Source organism: Spirosoma aureum (genome assembly GCF_011604685.1).
Lineage (GTDB): Bacteria > Bacteroidota > Bacteroidia > Cytophagales > Spirosomataceae > Spirosoma > Spirosoma aureum.
Genome location: NZ_CP050063.1, coordinates 5,038,209 through 5,059,797, shown reverse-complemented (window position 1 = coordinate 5,059,797; position 21,589 = coordinate 5,038,209). Strand labels below are relative to the sequence as shown.

General features: G+C 51.3%; 17 protein-coding genes. 5 read left to right on the top strand and 12 right to left on the bottom strand.

Annotated features, from left to right (window positions below; translation table 11 throughout):
- The first annotated feature begins 7 nt into the window (after positions 1–7).
- The gene (locus tag G8759_RS20165; RefSeq protein ID WP_167211490.1) at positions 8–199 is read left to right on the top strand and encodes a hypothetical protein; all 192 of its coding nucleotides are present in this window, start codon (positions 8–10) and stop codon (positions 197–199) included.
- Between the two features lie 81 nt (positions 200–280).
- On the opposite strand, the gene G8759_RS20160 is transcribed toward G8759_RS20165, so the two are convergent.
- Together G8759_RS20160 and G8759_RS20155 are read right to left on the bottom strand one after the other, a co-directional pair.
- Positions 281–424, bottom strand: a complete 144-nt coding sequence (locus G8759_RS20160; protein ID WP_167211487.1) for a hypothetical protein — start codon at positions 422–424, stop codon at positions 281–283.
- 47 nt (positions 425–471) lie between these two features.
- The gene (locus tag G8759_RS20155; RefSeq protein ID WP_167211484.1) at positions 472–705 is read right to left on the bottom strand and encodes a hypothetical protein; all 234 of its coding nucleotides are present in this window, start codon (positions 703–705) and stop codon (positions 472–474) included.
- Between the two features lie 220 nt (positions 706–925).
- On the opposite strand from G8759_RS20155, the gene G8759_RS20150 reads away from it, so the two are divergent.
- From G8759_RS20150 to G8759_RS20135, 4 genes are all read left to right on the top strand, one after another.
- Positions 926–1,255, top strand: coding sequence for a hypothetical protein (locus G8759_RS20150; protein ID WP_167211482.1), 330 nt, complete (start codon positions 926–928; stop codon positions 1,253–1,255).
- A 372-nt stretch (positions 1,256–1,627) separates the two neighbouring features.
- Entirely contained in the window at positions 1,628–1,825 is a 198-nt protein-coding gene (locus G8759_RS20145; protein WP_167211479.1) for a hypothetical protein, read from the top strand.
- The gene (locus tag G8759_RS20140; protein WP_167211475.1) at positions 1,825–2,403 is read left to right on the top strand and encodes a recombinase family protein; all 579 of its coding nucleotides are present in this window, start codon (positions 1,825–1,827) and stop codon (positions 2,401–2,403) included. Before G8759_RS20145 ends, G8759_RS20140 begins: the two co-directional genes overlap by 1 nt.
- A gap of 24 nt (positions 2,404–2,427) precedes the next feature.
- Entirely contained in the window at positions 2,428–4,179 is a 1,752-nt protein-coding gene (locus G8759_RS20135) for an ATP-binding protein (protein ID WP_167211472.1), read from the top strand.
- A 261-nt stretch (positions 4,180–4,440) separates the two neighbouring features.
- Here the strand turns inward: G8759_RS20135 and G8759_RS20130 are convergent, their stop codons facing one another.
- From G8759_RS20130 to G8759_RS20085, 10 genes are all read right to left on the bottom strand, one after another.
- Positions 4,441–4,794, bottom strand: coding sequence for an ABC transporter C-terminal domain-containing protein (locus G8759_RS20130; RefSeq protein WP_167211469.1), 354 nt, complete (start codon positions 4,792–4,794; stop codon positions 4,441–4,443).
- 47 nt (positions 4,795–4,841) lie between these two features.
- Positions 4,842–5,480: a DUF4468 domain-containing protein gene (locus tag G8759_RS20125; protein ID WP_167211466.1), complete on the bottom strand. Its 639-nt coding sequence runs from the start codon at positions 5,478–5,480 to the stop codon at positions 4,842–4,844.
- 110 nt (positions 5,481–5,590) lie between these two features.
- Positions 5,591–9,061 carry a phage tail tape measure protein gene (locus G8759_RS20120; RefSeq protein ID WP_167211463.1) on the bottom strand — a complete coding sequence of 1,157 codons (3,471 nt, stop codon included), beginning with the start codon at positions 9,059–9,061 and terminating at the stop codon, positions 5,591–5,593.
- A 49-nt stretch (positions 9,062–9,110) separates the two neighbouring features.
- On the bottom strand, positions 9,111–9,590 hold the full coding sequence (locus tag G8759_RS20115) for a hypothetical protein (RefSeq protein ID WP_167211460.1): 480 nt from the start codon (positions 9,588–9,590) through the stop codon (positions 9,111–9,113).
- A complete protein-coding gene (locus tag G8759_RS20110) occupies positions 9,587–11,677 on the bottom strand; it encodes a hypothetical protein (protein ID WP_167211456.1) in 2,091 nt (696 codons plus the stop codon). The genes G8759_RS20115 and G8759_RS20110 overlap by 4 nt, the downstream gene beginning before the upstream one ends.
- Before the next feature lie 85 nt (positions 11,678–11,762).
- Positions 11,763–14,123 (bottom strand): SGNH/GDSL hydrolase family protein, encoded by a 2,361-nt coding sequence (locus G8759_RS20105; RefSeq protein ID WP_167211453.1) that lies wholly within the window; start codon positions 14,121–14,123, stop codon positions 11,763–11,765.
- Position 14,124: 1 nt separating this feature from the next.
- A complete protein-coding gene (locus tag G8759_RS20100) occupies positions 14,125–16,350 on the bottom strand; it encodes a hypothetical protein (RefSeq protein ID WP_167211450.1) in 2,226 nt (741 codons plus the stop codon).
- Positions 16,334–16,858: a hypothetical protein gene (locus G8759_RS20095; RefSeq protein ID WP_167211447.1), complete on the bottom strand. Its 525-nt coding sequence runs from the start codon at positions 16,856–16,858 to the stop codon at positions 16,334–16,336. Before G8759_RS20095 ends, G8759_RS20100 begins: the two co-directional genes overlap by 17 nt.
- An 11-nt stretch (positions 16,859–16,869) precedes the next feature.
- Positions 16,870–18,084 (bottom strand): hypothetical protein, encoded by a 1,215-nt coding sequence (locus G8759_RS20090; protein WP_167211443.1) that lies wholly within the window; start codon positions 18,082–18,084, stop codon positions 16,870–16,872.
- Between the two features lie 36 nt (positions 18,085–18,120).
- Entirely contained in the window at positions 18,121–21,585 is a 3,465-nt protein-coding gene (locus tag G8759_RS20085; protein WP_167211440.1) for a hypothetical protein, read from the bottom strand.
- Between the last annotated feature and the right edge of the window lie 4 nt (positions 21,586–21,589).

Here is a 21,589-nt window from a genome sequence, read left to right as displayed (position 1 = left end):
TTGCTTTATGGAAATAACGCAGAATCTGCTTATGAGTCTAGGCTTTGTGAAGGATTCCTCCACTCGCTATCACTATAAGGCATTTGCGGGCACACATGATGAGCAAGCCGGGGTATTTTTCTTCGATGGCTTTCGGTTCGGTGTCGCCTTCGAGCATGACATGCGGTTTCTGCTTAACTTGATCGACTATGAGCAGTAGATAAATTAACCCTGTCAAAAGGCTAACAAACTCCGGATCACCCGATCCGGGATTTCCCCTTCTAGCCACATCGTAAGTTTGTTAGAACAGGTCGCGCTCCTGATGTTTCTGCTGTTGGATGGCTGGTTTATGAAAGTTTCTACCCACAAAGAGGAATAGAGCCCGATCAAATTCCCGGATTTGACGTTCGAGCTCGCTGGGAGTGGGTGATTGTTGATCAGGCATATACATCAATGGATTTGGTAAGGCAATGACATCTGAACTGTGTCCGCTCAAACGTCAGTATGCATCGGATAAATATCCATCAATAGCGTTTCGCATGGCTCTCCATAGTCGAGAATCAATTGCTCATACTGGAGTACGTCCTCTCTATAAATGGGAAATCTGAACAACCGATGAGCAAAGTGATGAACATTTTCATCGGCTATACCCAGTAAATGCCGCTGTAAAGCTGCCAGAATAACCTCTTTATTAATTATGTTTTGAATCACCTCTCTTTTATTCATGTCTTAACGTGATAGCAATGCGAAGCTAAGCATGACGACGAGAATGTACACAGATTTTATGGTAATGATAAACCAACCAATTTACACCGATTTGGTAACTTCGCCAAAATTGCTAACTTCCACCTATGAAACTGGTATTAGTTGAATGGCTGGAAAGTCACGATGTTATATGCACTACCCTGTATATTCTATAAGGGCGTTAATAACGGCTTTACTTGTCATGTTACTTAGTTGCAACAAAGAGAAAGGGATTCAGCCAGCCTATTTGATTGGCAATTGGACTACCATTCCGAACGGTCAACCGTATTTACGCTGGACTTTAGACAAGGAAACGTTGGCTGAAACGCCGGTTAAATCAACCAGTTGTGAGCGAGTACTTTCATTTGTAGCTTACCCATACGCCGTGGTGAAGGATACGCTTGCTATTAACTGGGGTGTTCCTAAGCAATTACAAGACAACTTCTATCTTATAAAATCTTTAACGCCAACGCGTATGGTATTATACAGGACTTATTTTAAGGAAGAGGCAATATTTGAAAAATGCCAATAAAGTAAGTCGTTATTCATCCGTTGTAAAATCTTGGAACAAGCCGTATTTACCAAGTGTAAATTGCTATGTCATTACCAATTTTATTAGTTCGAGTACCATCGACGATTGATAAGTTAACTCATCAAAAAAAGCCCGGATCTAGTGGTCCGGGCTTTCCGCTTCTATCCACACCATACAAAATATGATTCGAGGTAAGTTAAGTCTTTTTATTACCCTTTTCAAAATTCGCTGGTACAGAAAAACGACCGTTTATCTAAACCTACCTCTTGATTCTACAAACAGTCATTTTTCGCCCAAAATTTGTACAAAAAAACGGTTCGATTAAATAGGCTAATTATTCGTATCTTGTTAAGGCTTATTTGAACCATTTTTATGTCTGAGTACCATAAACCCAGCCTACCTCAATCCTTCGATTCCTGGCTTGTCGAAGTAGTCGATGAACTGCGCGAGCTACATCATACAGATCCCCTCAGCCAGCAAGAGTGTGACTGGCTCTATAATGTCTGGGAGAACTATGATCTATCTATTGCTGAAGCGGCACAATCATTCATTAACGAAAATCCTGTCTAATGAAAATCGGCTACGCCCGCGTGTCCACCCAGGACCAGAATTTATCCATGCAGCTCGATGCTCTCAAAGCACAGGGCTGTGAAAAGATTTTTCAGGAAAAAGCCTCGGGAGCCAAAGGCGACCGGCCTGAACTGACGAAACTACTCGAGCACGTGCGCGAAGGCGATACGGTAGTAATCTGGAAACTCGATCGGCTCGGCCGATCCCTAGCTCACCTGGTAGAGATGGTTAACGTACTGGAGAGAAACAGTATTGGACTCATTAGTCTAAACGATCCCGTCGATACCACGACAGCACAGGGTCGACTCGTGTTCCGAATCTTTGCCAGTCTGGCGGAGTTTGAGCGGGAGTTGATTAAAGAGCGTACCCAGGCAGGTTTGCAATCCGCTCGACGGCGTGGCCAACTGCTCGGTCGGCCGACCGGATTATCAAAAGAAGCGGAGAATAAATCACGAATTGCTGAAAGCCTCTATAAAGAAGGGAAGTTACCTGTGAAAGAGATAGCCAGGCAGCTGGGCATATCAAAGTCTACGCTGTACAGTTATCTGCGACATCGTGGTCTAATGCAAACCAATTAACACTTAAACCATAAGACATATCAGATGAGGATCAAAATATATACTGATCAGCCTCCACTTACCAAATTCGAAACTGACGATTTGCCTGATTTTGTCGTCATTACCGGCATCAATGGGGTTGGAAAAACAGCTTTGCTAAAACAGTTAACCAGAACACTGCAAGCTAGAAATACAATGGGGAAAAATGTAACTTCTCCAGCCGTAGATATTATAGATACTACTCTTACAAACAACTGGGTTTCATTAGGTGCCGATTGGCCAGAGCTTAAAAGTGCTACTGGCAATATGATGACTTATTTAACTGATATGAAAGCCCTATATGAAGGATTCTTTAAAAGAGAGCTCGAAGGCCATCAAGGTCCAAAGCCCATCAGCGATCATCTCAAGGCTAAAGGATTAGATATCAACAACATTACATTTAAAGAATTTGACGAAAATTATCGACCACAAACTAGTATACAGAATGTCAGTTTAGCCTCAATTAACCAGTATTTCCTTACATATAAGGCGAATTACCTGAGCAAAATAAACCTTAGAGGCTGGCCTCATGAAAAATTTGTTGAATTATATGGAGATGAGCCATGGGACATTCTAAACAGCTTATTGGCTAACGCTAACCTTCCATATAGGATTACGGTACCTACGGAAAAGGATTACTCTTCCACCTTTCATTTGACTTTTATTGATATAGATGGTCCTACTGGACACGATAATCGTATTGAACCCTCCTATTTATCTTCTGGTGAAAAAGTGATTATCACGCTTTTGCTCCACGTTTTTGTTGGGCAAGTCAATGGAGAAGTACCTTCATTGTTTTTATTAGATGAACCAGATGCTCACTTACACCCTCAATTGGCGAAAAATTTCATAGAAAATATCGTTAATACAATTGTAAAAAAGTACGGCGCTAAGGTGATCATGACTACACATTCACCATCAACGATTGCATTCGCCCCTGAAAGTTCAATTTATGAAATGACAAAATATAAAACCGCAATCCTTCCCTCTAAATCAAAAAGTAGTACTATTTCTTTATTAACATCAGGCTATCTCTTTGTCGGTGAGCACACCAAATACGTTCTTGTGGAAGACAAGGATGATGTTTCGTTTTACACAACTATTTACGGCCATCTTAACGATGTCGAATCCTTATCTCGCGATCGGCAAATTGTATTCATTCCTGCATCCACAAACGAAAAATCTGGCGGCAAAACTGTAGTTGATAATTGGGTAAAAAAATTAGTCAACTCAGGATTGAACACCTTTATATATGGTTTAATTGATGAAGATGCCGGAAATGAAAGTTCCCCGAATTTATTTGTATTAAATCGTTATAGCATAGAAAACTATTTAATCGATCCAATTTTGGTCTATGCTGTAATGCTGCACTTTGATAAGGCTCCAAAGATTGCGGGGGTCAATATAGCGTTTGGTCAGGAAGCCAAGTTTACAGAGATGTCTTCAGTTGAATTACAGTTAATAGCAGACTATATCTTCAACCAAGTAGAGCCGTATCTGAAAGCAGCTACTTTAACTAATAGCCCAACAATTGATTACACACCAGTGGAGGTAGAGTTTATTGGGGGACAAAAACTAAACTACCCTGCCTGGTTATTGAATTGTCGGGGTAAAGATTTAATAAGTGAAGTTTTTTTAAAGGCATTTACAAAAAATCTTTACCATTTCCGCAATGCACTTTTAGTCTTAAAGAAGATGCATTCGGTTATTCCAAAAGAAATGATCACGCTATTTCAGAGTATTCAGTTTTCAAATTGATCTTTTCGTTTAAGAAGGCTAAATATCGGGCCAAACCTTTACCTCACATGATGCAGGAAGATATCCGGTCGGGCTATAAGACGATCCAACAACTTCAGAATGCTGTTGCCATAACCCGCAAAGATGTCATTGTTGCTGCTTTTAACCGATTGAACAGGAATTAAGCTAAATACTAGAGTAGTGTTCTTCCAAAGAATTACGGTTTAATACTTGATAAAAAGCAAGTTACGGTGGGTACGGTATAAACAGGAAAACCAGTTTTTATTGTTGATTGGCCAGTGATGAGCTGAGTTTTTGCGCCTGGGCAATACTGGTATTTAATCCTTGCTGTAACTGCTCAATTTTACTGCGTAGAATAAGGATACGCGCTTCGAGCCGTTCGAGTTTTCGACGGTCGATTTCGGTCTGGGAAAGTTTGGGCATAACAGTGATGGCTACCAGCAACAAACAGGCGGTGCTGCCTGACCCGCTGCTGAGTTCACGCCCAAGGGTCGAAAAACTATCCGGACTATTACAGTCAAACGGATACGGGGGTACAGCACCGCCTGTTTGCTGGCGGTGCCGACCCTTGGAATAAATGAACTCAGCGTCGCAAAAGTAACAAAAAAAGCCCATCCTATCGATTGGGCTAATTTATATATAACTGTCCTAGACTAGTGAAACTACCAGTCTTTTTCGGCCTTCTTCTGCATGTGCCGTTTGAGCATCTCCAAGAGGTTTAAACTCTGCTGCTTGACATCCGCCATAAACAATCGTTCTGAGGTAATGGTCGAGTCCAGATTCTTTTCAGCAGATTTGATAATAGTTCGCTCCATACTCATGCCAGCAGCCTGCTTGCGAACCAGTTCCATATACTCATCCCGGCCCATTGACCCCCGGTTGGCTGCCAGTACTGCCCGCTGGCCAGCTGCACCAATTTCATAATTGTTTAAGGTAGCCCGGTATCGACCTGGTCTGGCTTCAATGGTTAGCGTCTGGTAAACTGTGATAGCTGCTGTCGTCACCTGATTCCCATAGTAACTGGTTCGTGTAACGGGAAACTGACCTTTCACGATAAGAATGCCTGTTTCCGGATCAAACTGCTGCACTACATCATTCGCACTCCGGTAGGCTGTGGCTACCCAGTTTTTGGCCTTCTGAACAATGGCTTTGGTATCCAACGATGGGTCGAGCGTAACCACTTCCCGGAACTGTATGCCTCCAGAACTACTATCGATTGGCATTTCGACGGGACTCGGATTTAATTGACCAAAGCAGGCAATGGAAACCACAAGGCCAATCAAGGTAAATACTGATTTCATAGGGATTAATTATATGGATAAGTCTGGCAAGTTACCAATTAGATGAATAGTGATAAACCAACTTTAGTGAAAGGCAAAAAAGCCTGACTTTTACGGTCAGGCTTTTTTACTTACAATTTATTATCGATCCGGGCTTCTTCCAGATTATCCCGATACTGCTCAAACAAGCGGTAGTTCAAGGCAACGTTCTGGCTGTTTTTCTTCTCCAGGGAACTGCGCGTCAGGCGCTGTTCCTGAAGGAGCAGCATCAGCAAATCATCATTGCTGCCCGAATTGCTGCTCGATGGAGCCGACGTTGCTGAGGTACTGGCCTGAGCCTCTGCCATCAATTGCGAGTAATTACCCGTTCGCTGGGCTACATCCATCATGCGGGCAAAATCGGCGACGACTGGATTTTGTAGAGCGCGGTTCGAAATGACAAACTCCCGGCCGGCTTCGCCAGCAATGTACGATCGACGGCCCATGTTAAACAGCGTTGGCCCATTGGTAAAGCCGCTGGGTCCACCAGCACCCGGATATAATTCCCGCATGCCCGTAAAACCACCGTCCGCTTTGGCGGCCAGTTCACCAATCGTAGTCCCCACAATCGAGGCGATGCTGATACCAGCCCGAACTTTAGCGGCCGTCGCATTAACTGTTTTTATGGCGAGTCCACCGTCTGGCATCAGCGACCAGGCAGGGTTTGCATAAATCTGGGCAATCTCCCGATTCAGATCGACAACAACCTGGGCGATGGCGAAGGCTTTCTGAGCAATCAAAGCCGCTTTATAGGCAATCGTACCTTTTCCTAAAAAGCCCATCAGCACCTCCAGTCCCTGCTGCATGGCGGCACGTTTGGCATCCTGAAGCGCCCATTCGGCCTGCTTCATCTGCTCGGCATACTGGTGCTCCGTGGTCGCCCGAAGTTTTACCTGCTCATTCCAGTTTTCAGTCAGCTGTCGCTGGGTGTCGGCGGATTGCTGGGCAAAAGTTTGCTCGAGTAAAAGTTTCTGCGTCAGATAAACCTGATCAGCCTGGAGCTTCTGCATCTGCACCTCGGCATCACCGATGGCGGCCGGCGCTTTGGCCTGCGTTCGCTCGATGCTCCCAATGGTGTCCGAATGCGTTTGATCGGCCTCATTCAACGCAGCCTCAAAGCCAATCTTATTGTCCTTTTCCTGCTGTTTACGGGCATCTTCATCCTGCTTCTCGTAGAATCGCTTTTCGATCTCAGCCCATTCAGCCAGGCTCAGGATTCGGATTTCATTAATTTTAGCCTCGTTGTCCTTGGCCAGCGTGTACATTTTACTGTATTTATCGGCAAACGCTGCGACTTCGTTTTCGTACTGGGAGCGCTCTCCCCGCATGGTCCGCTCGCGGGCATCAGACAGCATCCCTTCCAGTTCATCTTCCTGACGCCTGGCTTCCGCTTTCTTTTTATCGGTTTTACTTTTCGCATCTTCCGGATCCGTGATGGTACGGAGTTTTCCCCCGCCCGTTTTGGTCGGTTTTTCGTAACGTTCGATCTGTTTGAAGATCGAATCGTACTGTTTCAGCTGGCCCTCGACGGCGGTGATTCCTGCCGCAAACTGCTCCCGGACACCCCGCATGTTGTCGGCTACCTGCTGAGTGACATTCTGAGCCATTTTAGCCGGATCTCCTCCTGACTTGATAGCAATCCACAGTTGCTGCCAAAGGGTTGGTTCGGCTGCCAGCATTTCCATTTCTTTCTCGCGTGCCTTCATCCGGGCCAGCCGACTCTCCAGATCGAGCCGGGCCACGGCTACATTTTTGACGTACTCAGCCCGTTCGGCACTGGTCATTTCCGTGTAATCCTGAAGCTGCTCGTTGAGCGTGGCCAGCGTCTTGCTTTGCAGTTCAGTTAATACCTGCATATCGCGTTGAAGACGAACTTTCTCTCGCTCCAGCCGAATGGCCGTTTCTGTATTATCAGAATACAGTTTGACCGCATAAGCCAGGGCAGCCATGCCGGCGACAATAACGCCGATCGGGTTGGCCAGCATAATGGCTGATAGAGCCGACCAGGCTCCCCGTGCTAGTGTGACCGCAGCTGTCTGAAGGGAAATCTGACCCGTCAGTACGGCCGTGGTAAAGGCATAGGCTTTCGTGGCTGCTTCCGAAATAACCAGCCAACGAAAGCCTATTTCATAGGCAGCCTTACGGGCCAGTTCAGCGGTTGTATTAGCAATCGCAGCTGCGGTGGCTTTGATCAGATTGCCATAGTAGACGACGGTAGCAGCGGCTAATAGGTAAAGCAGATCTTTATTACTGGAGAGCCATTTTCCTACCTGGGGCAATACCCGAATAAACTCGACGGCATTGTGGGTCGCTGATACCAGAAAATTCTGTAGCCCTTCGCTGGTGAGCAGGCTATTAAACCATTCGTTTAATTCCTTCAGATCACGAGCCAGCTGGTGATTTTTCTTGTCGAATTCAGACGTGAGGGAAGTCCCCTCAATCATCGCTTTATTAGCTAACTGCTGTTTTTCGGCAACGAAGTCAGTCTGATCCGCCAATAGGCTCATCACCTTGATCGATTCCTGGGACTCCACTTTTAGCTCTTTTAACCGCTGTGCGACCTGCGTAGAGCTGAGGCCCTGAAAGCTTTGGGCCAGCATCATCAGGAATTTATTGGGATCCGTATTGATGAGTTGCTCCAGCGCTTTTTTGCTCATGCCCAGATGCTGAGCGAACAGATCGGATTTATTAGCCGCAGTTAACATCAATCCTGACAAACCACTGGCGGCAATCTCGGCCGTCAAACCCAGTTCCTGCAGGGCGGCTCCCAAACCCAGTGTTTCATGCAGTTTGGGAGCCAGGTTGCCCAGCTGACCCATGCGGGTGGTAAACTCGGCTACGACCGGCGAGGTAGCCGCCCCAGCGGCACCCAGTTCGTTGAGCGCTGAGCCGATGCTGTTGATGCTGGTACCAATCGCCTGGCTCCGGGTTTCGTCGAAGAGTTTGGCGATGCCGCCAATCTCCTTGGCCACCTGGTCAACACCACCCGTAAATTCATCCCCCAGGGCAACGACGGCTTTATCGACATTTTTAACAAAGTCCACCAGCTCATCATTGGCCACACCCAACTGACCGCCGGCGACGGCGATATCGCGCAGTTCCTTGTTGCTGGTGCGCGTATCGATGTTTTTAAGTTCCTTGTTGAGTTTCTGAACCCCTTCTGCACTTAGACCCGTTGCTTTTTCAATATCGGCAAAGGCATCCTTGAGCTTCATGGTCCGATCGATCGTACCTGGAATCAGAGCGGCTAACTGCTGGAGAGCGAAGGTGATCACATTGCCTCCTACGACGCCAACGGCAACGGTAGCCATCTCTTTTTTGAATCGTCCCCAGGCCGTTGTCGAATCGTTGATCCGGGCCGTCATGTCCCGTTGGGCTGAAACCAGCTTGTGCATTTCGGCGAGTTTCGCCCGGTAGGCCTCCGGATTGTCGGCCTCCTTCATTTTATTCAGCTCGCTGCGCGTTTTGGTGACGGCCAGGCTGACTTCTTTCAGCGTCGTTTTGGCTTGCTGACCATTGATCACTAAATCAATGACGGCGCGCTCGGTTTGGGTTTTAGCCACTGGAGTGTTGGTTAATCGTTCCAGTGAGCCAGGCTAGTTAAGTGTGGTGTCAGGCCGTTAGTTCGACCTTGGTGGTTAAGGCATTCTCCAGCATTTCGAGGGGAATGTCAATGTGGTATTTGACCAGTAATTCACGGAGCCGGTGCGTTTCGTAACCTTTTCGTTTACTATACCAGCGAACCGGCCTGCGGCTGGGTTTTTCTCCATTCTTTCGAACACCCTGGTATTTCGCCAGTGCGTAATTCAGTCCCGGTCCAACACCCATATCGACGAATCGCCCATACAGTAAAAAGCTAAGTTGTGCCGATCGGACATCATCACCCGACCCGTTTATACTTTTACGCCAGTTGTTTCGCAGATTTCCGGTTCGATACAACTTTTTCCGTTTTCTGCTGCGGGGCTTGTTGTAAAGTTTTTTATCCAGATCTTCCTGAAAGCGCTCTTCCGAGATAGCCAGCCAGGCCTGTACCAATCCTCTCAGGTTGATGCGCTGATTAATATCCAGATTAGAAGTGTCCAGACCGGTCATGTCAGTAGATTATAGCCTTCGCCGGGGTCGAGTTGAAGCGTTTGGCGCAGGGAATTGGGTTTATCACCAGTGTCGCTGATCACGGGTCGGACCTGCATGATGATGTAATTGGTTTCCAGGACTTGCGTTGTGCCATTCGCGGTGTAGTGAAGCTGTCCTTCATCATACACCTCCCGGAACAGACTCGTCAGGGCATCATAGCCGACATACCGTTTCCGGCGAAGGGTCAAATCCAGATTACTGACAACAGCTGGTGTCGTCTTGGCCTGATCGGCCCAGAATTTCACCGAGTAAGTTTTCACCGTCGTTTCATTGCCGATGGAACCGGTTCGCGTTTCAGCGCTGGCCACCCACTCCACCCACACGATCGGATCATCGACATCAGCTGCCTGATCGATACCGGATGGCAAACTAAGCACTTCGAGACGAACCATTGATTTTCCCGCCAGACCCGGTGAATCCGCCTGTAATTTCGATATTAGGTAAATCCGACGGATCTGATCCTCCAGACAGAGTGCTACGGCCCGGTGCAGCTGCAGCTGGGCGAGCACGGCTACCGGCAATAAGAGCGGTACCGACACTTTCTGGGTGTTATCCCGGAAATAATAGTAGGCCCGTAAAAATTGCCGCCAGGCTCCATACCGGCCCGATATCGTCAGGGCCTGCGATCCGGTGATGATTTGACGACCATCACGCACGTCATTGGTTGCAAATGGGTAAAGATGGCCAGCGCTGTCCTGCGTCATACCCCGATAGGAGAGCAGTTTTAGCCCGATATCGTTTTGTCGTTTGCCCTGGTCGTTGAGGTAGCGTTGCGAGACTTTGTAGGTTGGATCAAGCGTGTTACCTGCCTGACGCATGGTCGGAACCTGCCACTGCGCGGTTTGACCCGTTGGCGATAAAGGTGAGGGTTCAATAATCATCTGGCAGGTGCCGACTTTCAGACTAATCGGCTGGCCACCTTTACCTGTCACATAAGGAGCAGGGCGAATGACATGGCCTTTTTGATCCTTAAACAGATCGTCACCCTCATCGATAAACTCTTCAACCGAGAATCCTTTTTGTTCCGGCGAATCAATATCATAGCTGCCTGATTGGTAGTCAGTCAGATCGATGGCTGCTCCTGCTCGAACCACATCTAAAAACCGCTCCATGTAGCAGGTGCGGGTATTGGCATTGAAACCGAAGACCAGGCCAAACCTTCCTTTAATGGCTTTCAGAAAATCCGATACACTCATATCGGGCAGGTGCATACCGGCCGTCACCCGGTGGCCGTGTAGAATCCCAGTCGGGTCGGAAAAGATTGGGCCAATTTTCGAGTTAATAGCGGTCTGGTTGACAATCACCAGGCGCTGCACTTCATCACTGGCCAGCCAGCTTGACTCAATCCTGTAACCGGCCAGGGCCATAATGCGCTCCAGCACCCACGATAAATAAAATTGCGGTACAACTGTGAACCCTTTTTCATTCGGCACAAAGCCGCCATCCTGGTGAAAACCTGGCTGACCGGTGGGAAGTCGTTGCCAGACATTCACATAAGTTTGGCGGGTAAAACCGGGTAGCGTTTCCGCCGTCAGGCTATCCTCATAAAATGTCTCGTTTCGAATGGGAAAGAACGTGAGCGGAAACTGACCGGGGGGCATAGCCGCAATGGCTTTCATTCGATCGGCCAGGATCGGCGTCACGTTACCCACTGCATCGATAATACCCGTTCCTAACCGTATGACATCCGGAAAGGCCTCCAGTAAGGAGAGTTTTCTAAGTTTATCATACACCTCAGCACTGTCGATCTTCAAATACCCGTTTAAATTTCCATTCTGAACTTTAAAGGAAAACACACAGCGACGGTACAAAACGCCCTCCAGCTGTACGCTGACGGGTAAGTTTTGACGAGGCAGAGCCGCATCGACCCGGTAGCCATAGCCGACGAACTTCTTGTTGGCATCGTTTAACGGCGCATCGATCGGATAGGAAATCTCGGCCGGCAGCTCATCGTCGGTCAGCCAGGCGACAGCCTGCTCGGTGATTAGGTTCTGATCGGCGAAGAGCTGGAGCGTTTCACCGGCTTCGTTGGTGATGGCGATCATAATTCCGTTAGGTTCATGGTGCGGTTGGGCGTCTGGGCCAGTGCCGATACCGACACCAGCCACAGAATGAGCAGTTTTTTCATACTTACACTTTACGGAATCGGTACGGAATTAAATGGCCCCCGTTGGTGATGGGCAGACCTTCGTTGACTTTGGTGGCCCGTAGCCCCACGCTGGTAACAATCCCGTTCCAGTTGGGATCGGCGGTGCTGATCGAGTACGTCCGCCGAACACCATCCCCGATCAGGCCGGTGAAGGCTTTGCGGTGAACTTTGCTCTGGTCGTTTTCTTCGCCAGGCTTGTACCACTCCAGCCAGAGCGCCGTGATACCCGTTACGGCCATATCAAACTCGATGGTCTGGATACCTGAGGCCTCCCAGGCTCCATAGGGAGCGGCAAAAATGCCGTTTGCGGAGGTGACGTTGTTATCGGTTTTAACGTCCCCGATGTAGACTTTCCACAGGCCATTCTCCTTGATCATCCGGCAATCGAAGTTCCACCAGCGGTGGTTGTCGGTCGTAAAATCAAAATCGAAGCTCTGGTCAGGTCGGGGCAGGGCGTTGACTTTACTACGGACGTCGGAAAACGAGGTGCCCAGGACGATGTAGCCCGCATTTTCGTAGGTGCCCGGATTGTCGTAATTGACCAGCGGGTTCGCATTGACGTAGCTGGAGGCATTGTCATCCCATTCGCCAAACACGCCCACAAACTGGCCCGTATTAAAGCGCGAATTCAGGCCAACCCGAACCCCATCCCCCCGATCAATGCCCGGTGTATACAAGCCTACGGTCACACTGTCCGGCCCTTCTCCGTGGGTGACCAGGCATTCGGGCGTCATGTAGGCTTTGGTGAAGTTTTGGTTATCCGAAAAATCGGATTTGAACCGATCCACGTACGAATTGGTCCACGGAGCGGAATTGGCATCGGCCATACGAACGTAGGTGAACGGCGCCAGAGAATACAGACAGGGCAGCTCCTGCGCCCGGGCCTGATAGATCATCTGCGGATTGGTAATGCCCGGCCCGATGATCTGGCGGGAGAAATAAGCAATGCTGGTCCCCTGTAGCCAGGCCCAGCCCTCCTCGACGATATCGACGTATTCATCCGGAACAGCCCAGACTCTGGGGCGGATCTTTGAGTAAAACATCTGGCCATACTTGGGGTGATTGTAGATTCGGCTTGCCAGCACTTCGGATTCATCGTAAAACGGTCCCAGGCTACCTCCCTCGACAACGTTGCCACCGGTATCGAAGCCATATTGGTTCGTATTCTTGCCGGGGACCACCTGCCAGCCCGAACCCGGTGTCCAGTAGAGCGACCCTTTCCACATCCACTGCCGACCCTTATCGCCAAAGACGGTGCCGTGACGCGGATCGCCAGGCAACGCATTATCGACCTGGTAGTCGTTAACCAGATTTCGATTGGTCGATTTAAACGCGGCATAACCGATTACAGCCCCCGTATCGCGCAGGAAGCCGACCTTGATCAGATCGTTTTCGATGTATTTGAGCTTGAGGTTATCGTCGGTTTTCGACCAGCCCTCATCCGTCTGCGAGACGAAATCACTGCTGGCCGATGAGCCGGTGGTAATGCCGAGTTTGCTCGCCTTGCGTTCAGCGATCAACTCATGGCCATCGTCATTCCAGTGCCGGGCAATGCCGGCATCGTCGTAATCCGACTGATAGGCCGGATAATCCACCCGGTCGGAAAAGTCAACGAACAGGTAATTATGCAGAGTCGCGTATTCCTGCAGGGCTGCACTGGAGACGGTATGCCCACCCCAGAATGAACTCCGCAGCATCACCGTGTAGGTGGCTGCTTTGGGAATGGTGGCAATGAGCTGATCAAGCTCCGCAAAGAATTTGGTTTTATTGAATGTGCCGTCGTCGATATTCTCCCCGATCGAGAGATCGATCAGATCGAAGGCTGGTGGGCTATTGCTGAAATTTGTATTCAGATCGCCCGTGATCCGGGCTGCATAATTGTAGTCATCGGTCAGGTATTCGGTCTCGAAGGGAGACAGCTGGGAGGTAACGTATGCCTGAAAAGCCGGATACCGGGTTTTGATTTTTGCTTCCAGCCGGTGAGCAAAATCCTTGTCCAGACTCGAGGCCGCCATGCCTGATCCATGCGTCCATTCACTGCTTGGAATAATGGGCACGAAATTGAAGCTGTTGCCGCCAAAATAGCCCCAGGAGTAAGTGACTGGCGTTGGATTTGGATTACTGGAACAATCCGGTGGAATCAGTGTCAGGCGGGTTCCCTTGGGAATCACGCAACCCGTGCCGACCACCGTACAGGGGAAACCGCCGCCCCGCACGGCCTTTTCAAAGGCTTCATTCCCTTTTATTGTTCGGGGGAATTTAGTCAGATCCCGCTCGACGGTGATCTGATAGGCATTCGCGCCAGACGAGAAGGACTCGACGATTAAGTGTTCGGTTGCCATGTTATGCTGCCGGTGGGGGTGTTGGGTGATTGGTAATTTTCGCCGTACGGTAGTCCATACGCTGCGTAATCAGCTGATCGGTCAGGCTTGGAAATTGATTGTAGACGTCCTTCGGCGTTGCGCCAGCGGCTGCGTCGGGTAGTTGCCAGTAATCCAGAAAAGGCTTACGCCCTGCCATCCGGGCCACATACGTACCCGTGACAGGGCCATTGCCCTTATTGATCCAGATCTTGACGTCCGTCACCCGGTCCACATCCTGACAGGGCCACCAGGCGAACAGCCACATGGCCGGATGCCCGTCTTTTTCGGCCAGACCGCCCAGAATGATGGGTTTACGGGCAAAGTGCTCATCGGGGTCAGCCGGGCCATTGATGCCCTGTTTGAAGATCCAGAATTTAGGCTGGAGTAATTGCCAGGACGTGTCGTGTATCCAGTTGAGGTTAGCCCCCCGCTGAAAGCCTTTCGCATAGATTTCGGCGGATGCCCTTGCCTTCGAGCCATAATCATTGTCCTCCCCTAAATCCTGAGGTTGCTGGGAGCGCATCCAGCCCCGTAAATACTCCGCGAACAGATACATCAATAGCGCATACCCTTCAACCATATCGGGAGACAAAGGCCGCTCGTTGAGAGCCGGAGCGTCCGGTCGAGGTGAACCGGATTCGCCTTCGCCATCAAGACGAAACTGGGACACCTGCCCACGCATGGCCTCCCAGCCCGGTTGCCGATCGGTGGAGAGGGGCAACCGTTTACCCCCGGCCATATAGTCCATATTGGAGCAGAACTGCGCTACGATGCCGTAGAGCTTCATCATGCTCATGAAGTAATCGTCGATATAGATCGTGCACGACTGGCCGGTGATGGTCGTTGTCCGTTCGTCGGTTCGCCAGAGGGGATTGCCATCGCCATCCAGCACAAAAGCACTGCCATTTTTCTGGAAATAGGTCTGGCCATCCATCGTATGCTGGAGGTACCGCCCTACCCCAAAATGCGCTTTGCCCGTTTTAACCAGCGTGGCCAGTACGGAATTTTCACCCAGGGGCGCAGTCAGCGAGCTGCCCTGGTAGGGTTCGTCCAGCGTGCTGTAATGCATGTACTGGGGAATACCCGCATTGGGTTCGGCGAGTGGATTGCCGTTTCGGTCATGCGTCGCGGGTAAATCGTAAAACCAGGGGGCATAAGTCGTCAGGTTACCAAATTCACCAGAATAGCCTGACCGTAGTGTTTTACCATCCAGCGCTGCTGCGGCAATACAGCCTTCAGTCACCCAGCCCACCATCCGATATTGCTGCTGATGGGCATTGAAACCGATACCATCGCGGGGCGTCATGTGCTCGAAATTGACTGAGAAAAAGTCAATCCCCGCACCGCGCCAGCCTGGATTATCCCGAAACAGAATCCACCACTGCCGACCGTAGTACCGCCCCGAATCGGGATCGGTAATGATCAGGTGTGGTCCTTCAAACGAACCATCGGGTTGCTGCGGCCCGGCCCAGTCGAGCAGTTGCTGTTTCTTGGGATCACCGGGAGACAACGAGTCAGCGGCATCTTTGGCCAGACTGTAAAACGAGCCCTCAATCATCCGACGCAGGGTTGTCGGGTAATTGTCCACATCGACCGGTTTGGCCGATTCGGTCACGTGGGTATAGCCCCGGCCAATGATATCGGCTACATTGTCCCAGTCGGTATAGAGGGCACCGGGATAACCGATCACCTTTTTTTCGTGCACCGTAAACGTGGGCAGCCGCTTGGGCAAAACGGTATTTAAGGCCGTCTGAGCCGTAAAGACGTAGTTGTTGCCGGTCAGCCGGGGCTTGAGTTGGGTAACGGCCGTTAGCCGGGGGGCAGGCGTCGAGATAAAGGTGTTACCGAAGGCATCCTGCCCTGATTGGGTATAGCTGTAGCTGGGATCAAACCCATCGCCCGTCGTCGGATCAGGATCGACGATCACGTAATCGGGGTCCAGAATCACCCGCACGTCCCCCATCGTAGCGGCCAGCTCGTAGGTATTGTCGGCGGGTGCAACCGGCCGGTTCGGCTGCGTTTTGGTCGCTTTTTCATCGGGGGATAAGCCCAGATAGCGGGCTTTGGCTTCGGCTTCCGCCTGCTGTTCCGTTTTAGGCGGAACGGGTTTGTCGTAGAGGTAAAACCGAAGCTCGCCTGCCTTGAAGTCTGCCGGGGACGTCCCCCCGACATTGATTACTTCGATGTAATTACTTGTTGAGGACATAGGTGTCGCCGAAGACGGTTTCTAGGGTTTTTACGGAAGCAGAGCCAGCCTTGAGCCGGTAATAGGTTGCCCCATCGACGGGGAATTTGACCACATCGTAGTCTTCCAGGGGCGGCACAAAACCAGCGGGTGCTTTCACGCCCCAGGGTGATTCAGGGCCAGTAGGTTTGGTTTTTCCCGACAAAACGGTGTAGCCCAGGTTGAACCCGGCGGGCATGAACGCATCCGGATCACTGCCCAGAACCACGATCAGGTTGGTGGTAATGCCTGTCCCCAGATAGACGCCATAGGTAGTGCCTTTATCATTGGTCCAGTTGCCGATCAGCGAACGGGGAGCCCCATACAGTTTGCGGGGCACGACAACCGGCGGATCAATCACGGGCGGGTCAATTACCGGAGGAACCGGTGTGGTTAGATCCAGGTAGTCAATGACCTGTTGTCGGGTGAGCTCGACAATTTCCTTGGTGTCGATGTCGAGGGCGAGGAATTTTAGGTTTCTGGTTGCCATCAGTCTGTTGGTTACGGAGCGGTATAAATGGTTTGCCGGGCCTGGTTGGCAACCGGCCGGGTGATGGTCAGCGGGAGTTCAATCGATCGATTATCCGCTGTGCGCAGGTACAGCGTAAATTCAGGTGGGGTGTCCCGAACCAGGCTACAGAGTTTTTGGTAGCCGGCAGGATCCCCGTCCACGGTTGTGCCCACCAGCCAGATAATCAGTTTCGCCTGTGCCGCATAGGCGCCTTGCGCTGGCCATTCGATGTTGTACTCGACACCGGCAGCCAGATCGGTTTTGACATACCAGTGGAAGGTTGCCGAGGTACTATGGAAGTAGCGGAAATCAACGGCCAGGATTTGGCTGAGCACCGGCAGATCGGGCTCGGTGGCATGAATCGTGAAATTGTCGAACGCACTTAACCCGCCCGGATCGGTTACGATGCTGCGGAATAAATAATCAGCCTCGTCTGGCGGAGTCAGGCTCAGCACACCCGAAGCGAGCGACGCCCAGGCGGGTAGCGTGCCGGTGTAGGCCGTACCGTTATGAAACTGAAGGCTATGGGTCAGCGCATCCCCATCCGGATCGGTAAAGTGGGTACCCGGTGAGAGGTTGAAAACGGACGCTTCGTCTACCGTGGCGTTCAGCGTACCGATTGGAGCAGCCAGGGTCGGTGCATGGTTGACGACGACGGTCCGGTTGACGACCAGCTCAAAATCATAGGGCACCGCAGGATGCAGCCCATCGCTCCCATACAGCCGGATCAGGTAAATTGCATCGGCCAGGGCAGCTTTTAGCCGGAACTCTTCCGCATCGGCATCAAATTCGAGATTGCTCACCAGACCAGCGCCGGTCTGCATGAAGGCCGACAGGACGACCGGATCGCCTTCCGGATCGACAAAAAAACCATCGGGGACCGGCACCGTTACATCGCCGGCCGTCGTAACGGGCGCGGGCGTCCAGCTGCCCGGTACGGGTGGGTAGTTGACCGGAGCCACCCCGGCGGTGAGAATAAACGTATCGCCAAACACATAGTCCGGCTGGCCGGTCGGTGTCGTGGAGTCACACTTGGGTAATTGCGCAAACGTACGCCCATACAGGTCCCGGCCAGGCGAGTAATCCGCCATGCAGGGAACGGGGGTTTTGGTGGTGCCCTTGACGAATTGACTTTCCTGCCCTTTTTTGACCACTTTGGTCACGGGCGTGCTGGAAAGGACTTCGTTGGTGGTCGTATTGATCACCTTCAGGGTGCCCTCTATGATCTTGCGCTTTGCCATCTAGAAGGTCGTGGCTAAATGGGTTTCCACTTCATGCGCGATCAGGTAGCTGGCGTGGCCCGGCTCCAGATGAGCCGGATCCGAATAGGGATGCACCCAGTCCGGCATGTAGAACCGGATGCCATCCATGTTCAGACTGGTACAGCCGGGATCCTGCGCTTCAGCCAGGGCTTTGTTGCTGAAATGGGGCTCTTCATCCCAGTTGGTCAGCGTATTGGGGATTCTTCGTAAGTTGAAGGGCAGTTTTTTCCAGATCTCCCAAATATCAATGCAGTGATAGGCCGCTACCTTCTGCTGTAATTGGGCAACTTTGGGGGTTTTCTTGTCGGCGTAATGCCCCTCCAAAACAATCTTGGCACGGGGTTGCAGGCCCCGGATGTAATCAATGATGTAGGTAATGGCCCCAAACGCAGTGGTTCGGTTCGCAATCTCGGTATCGGTCGGATCAGCCAACCATTCCGCCTCGATTTCCCCCAAAAACTGATCATTGTACAAAACCGATAGCACAAACACATCGGGCATCGCATAGGTACCGTTCAGGTAGGGCGTCAGGTTGCTCTCGTAGCTGCAACTCAGGATAAATGCCTGCTCGCCCGAGGTAAACGACGTCGGAGCCGATGCCCAGTTGGTGTTGCCCAGGTTGGCCGAGCGAAGGGCTGCCCAGCCCGAAATCAGGGCGGCTTTTTCCGCCAGGGTATGCGCCCAGGCATAGGCGATGTTCTGCCAGTTTGCACCCCCAACACCGCCTGACCGATCCTTGATGCGTACCGATGAACTGGGCACGGCCTTATTGATGCAGGTCATGCCCAGCGCCCGGCAGGCTAATTCGTGATAGCCCGATCCAGCCGGAATGGACGTGCCGAAAACGATCTCGGTTTTACCAAAAGCCGCCGTGCTGACCTTGACCTGGGGATCCAGGAAGCTGCCGTATTCGATGTAAGCCATCGGCAGATCAAACTGGCCCTCCACGATCATGTAGGTGTTCCGGTTGGCTGTATTGAAGGTGGCCCGGATGTAGGCCGTTTCGCTGGTCGTCTGGAATTTGGCCGCTGGCCGACTGGTCAACGCCCCCTCACCCAGGCGCTGGAAGTTCTCATCGAAGTAGGCAATGAAGTTGCCGACCTCCGAGGGGGTGTACCAGGTGGAGGCTTTAACTTTAATAAAGTGGGTGACGCTGGTGGTCAGGAAAGCCCCCAGAAATCCCTCGTTGTTGATGTACTGGCCGGTCAGGATGGAGCCATCCCGGCGGTTAAACAGGTTGGCGGTGGGAATCAGCAGCGCGTTGATGCTTTCGGCAATGGCCAGTGCCTGCGAGCCGTCCTGGGTAGTTCCCTTGTATTTTTTGTACCAGGGGATATAGCGGGCGGGCAGCGTCTGGCCTTTCACCAGCATGAAGCTGTCCAGATTGGCCGTATAAACTGTGGGCCGAATAAAGGCGACTTTGTCGGTGGTCTGAAATTTGGCCGTGCCCCGATCATAGCGGGGAGCATTTCCAAGAGGTTCTTTGTCTTCGGTAAACCAGCCGATGCCCAACAGATCGGTGGGGGTATACCAGGTGTTGGGTTCTACCGGAATAAAGCCGCCGACCGATACGTCAGCAAAATCTTCCAGTACGCTGTTTTCATTAATCAGCTTGTCATTGATTAGGTCGGAATCGGCCTTGTTGAATAAATTGATGGAATAAATAATTTCGTCGGTGAAGCTTTCAGCCATCTGTTTTGCGTCGAGTGCTGTTTGTTTGATGCCCAGCGTGGTGGGCAGAATGGATTCGAGAAGGGGGACAAAAGGCTGATAGGTAGCCGGCAACACCTGGCCAGCCACCAGCATGAAGCTGGCGAGGATCTCGATGGGTACCGCAATCAGCAGGTATTCGGTCAGGGCTGGCGTGAAGAATTTATCCGTCGGCCGGTTATACACCCCCACATCCGAGGGGATCAGATTGCCGGCCGCATCGAAAAAGGCCACAAAGGTTTTGTAGCTGGGCGTGTACCAGCTCAGCGCCGACACTTTGATTAAGTGCGATACCGTATAGGTCGAATCGGCTACGTACAGGCCGGTGTTGGTGATGTAGCGGCCAGTCTGCGTAAAGCGGCTGGCCGCTTTAAATAGATTCAGGGTGCCCCGCTCGACGAGGGCGATGGCCTGCGAAGCTTTCAGATCGATGGCTGCTTCGCCCAGGGTTTTGCCCTTGACGATCTGCACAAATGGCTCGTAGTCGCCCAGCTCTTCGCCTTCGACAAACAGAAAGCTGTCAAAGAGCTCGTCCGGAACGGTGACCAGCGCAAATTTTGCGTTGCCGGGCGTGGTGAACGTAAAGTCATCCCGATCAAAGCGTTCGCCACCGACGTGCCGACCCAGCTGATCGTAAAAGGAAATAAAGGATTTGAAACTGGCTGTATAGGCCGTATCCCCGTTGACGAAAATGGGGTGGGAAACCGAGTTGGTTGGATCAGCACTGTAGACACCTTTCTCATCGATGAATCGGCCCGCCTGAATCAGCTCGCTGTCTTTATCGAATAGATTCCGGCCGGTCGTAAAACGGGCCTGGTTGATCTGGCCCAATAAAAGTGCCTGACTGGCGCGGGCCGAAATGAGGGCCTGCTGGGTGGTTTCCCCCGGAAATATCAGTTTAAAATTCTCGTAATCGGTCGCCGTTTCGCCTTCCTGCACCTGAAACGAGTGCAGGATGTTGTTCGGCACCGTGCAGAGAATGTACACGCAGCCCGGTGGTGTTCGGAATTTATCTTCCGTGCGCACGTTGGAGGCTCCATCCAGTTTGGCTCCCGTAGCCGAAAAATAAGCGACCATCTGCCGGTTGCCCGTCGGATCAGTCGTATCTGAGGAGGGCGTGTACCAGGTATCCCCTTTGACCAGCATCGGATGGGAGATGGTGTAGTTGGGCTGATTCTCGTGGACGGTGCCCGTATTGTCGATAAACTTGCCCGACTGATTAAGCCGGGAGAGCTTATTAAACAAATTGGTGCCCGTACCCAGAAAGTCGGTATTGTGGGGCGATACGGCCAGCGGAGCCAGGTACAGATTGGTGATGATGCCGGCCGATAGCCCACCTTCCGCTTCTTCATCGCAGCCGCAGTCATCGATCTCCAGAACAGTGGTCGTCGAGCCGGAGTTAAAGCCGATCGCGTTCAGGGCCGCCGCGATGAGCAGGGTCGTTTCAGGCCGGATGGCCGTCAGCAACACATGCAGCAGCCCATCCTTTTGTAAAGAGTCCAGGAGCTTGACCAGGGCGATGAGCGACTCGGAGCTGGCCTCGCCAAAGGGGATCTGGCGATCAGCCGTCAGCTCGGCCGTAACGTTTCGACAGTAAACGGTATAAACCGTGCCGAGCACAAACGGATCACCCGAAGGCAGCTCGAAGAATTTGTTCGAGGCTTGCCAGTTGAGCTGATCGAGGGAGTATTCCCAGTCAGCGCCGATGGGGGTGTCACAGCGAATGCCTGCCATAGTC

Coding starts and splice junctions, on each gene's coding strand:
- G8759_RS20165 (WP_167211490.1), top strand. CDS start 8: ATGGAAATAACGCAGAATCTGCTTATGAGTCTAGGCTTTGTGAAGGAT.
- G8759_RS20160 (WP_167211487.1), bottom strand. CDS start 424: ATGCCTGATCAACAATCACCCACTCCCAGCGAGCTCGAACGTCAAATC.
- G8759_RS20155 (WP_167211484.1), bottom strand. CDS start 705: ATGAATAAAAGAGAGGTGATTCAAAACATAATTAATAAAGAGGTTATT.
- G8759_RS20150 (WP_167211482.1), top strand. CDS start 926: ATGTTACTTAGTTGCAACAAAGAGAAAGGGATTCAGCCAGCCTATTTG.
- G8759_RS20145 (WP_167211479.1), top strand. CDS start 1,628: ATGTCTGAGTACCATAAACCCAGCCTACCTCAATCCTTCGATTCCTGG.
- G8759_RS20140 (WP_167211475.1), top strand. CDS start 1,825: ATGAAAATCGGCTACGCCCGCGTGTCCACCCAGGACCAGAATTTATCC.
- G8759_RS20135 (WP_167211472.1), top strand. CDS start 2,428: ATGAGGATCAAAATATATACTGATCAGCCTCCACTTACCAAATTCGAA.
- G8759_RS20130 (WP_167211469.1), bottom strand. CDS start 4,794: ATGGGCTTTTTTTGTTACTTTTGCGACGCTGAGTTCATTTATTCCAAG.
- G8759_RS20125 (WP_167211466.1), bottom strand. CDS start 5,480: ATGAAATCAGTATTTACCTTGATTGGCCTTGTGGTTTCCATTGCCTGC.
- G8759_RS20115 (WP_167211460.1), bottom strand. CDS start 9,590: ATGACCGGTCTGGACACTTCTAATCTGGATATTAATCAGCGCATCAAC.
- G8759_RS20110 (WP_167211456.1), bottom strand. CDS start 11,677: ATGATCGCCATCACCAACGAAGCCGGTGAAACGCTCCAGCTCTTCGCC.
- G8759_RS20105 (WP_167211453.1), bottom strand. CDS start 14,123: ATGGCAACCGAACACTTAATCGTCGAGTCCTTCTCGTCTGGCGCGAAT.
- G8759_RS20100 (WP_167211450.1), bottom strand. CDS start 16,350: ATGTCCTCAACAAGTAATTACATCGAAGTAATCAATGTCGGGGGGACG.
- G8759_RS20095 (WP_167211447.1), bottom strand. CDS start 16,858: ATGGCAACCAGAAACCTAAAATTCCTCGCCCTCGACATCGACACCAAG.
- G8759_RS20085 (WP_167211440.1), bottom strand. CDS start 21,585: ATGGCAGGCATTCGCTGTGACACCCCCATCGGCGCTGACTGGGAATAC.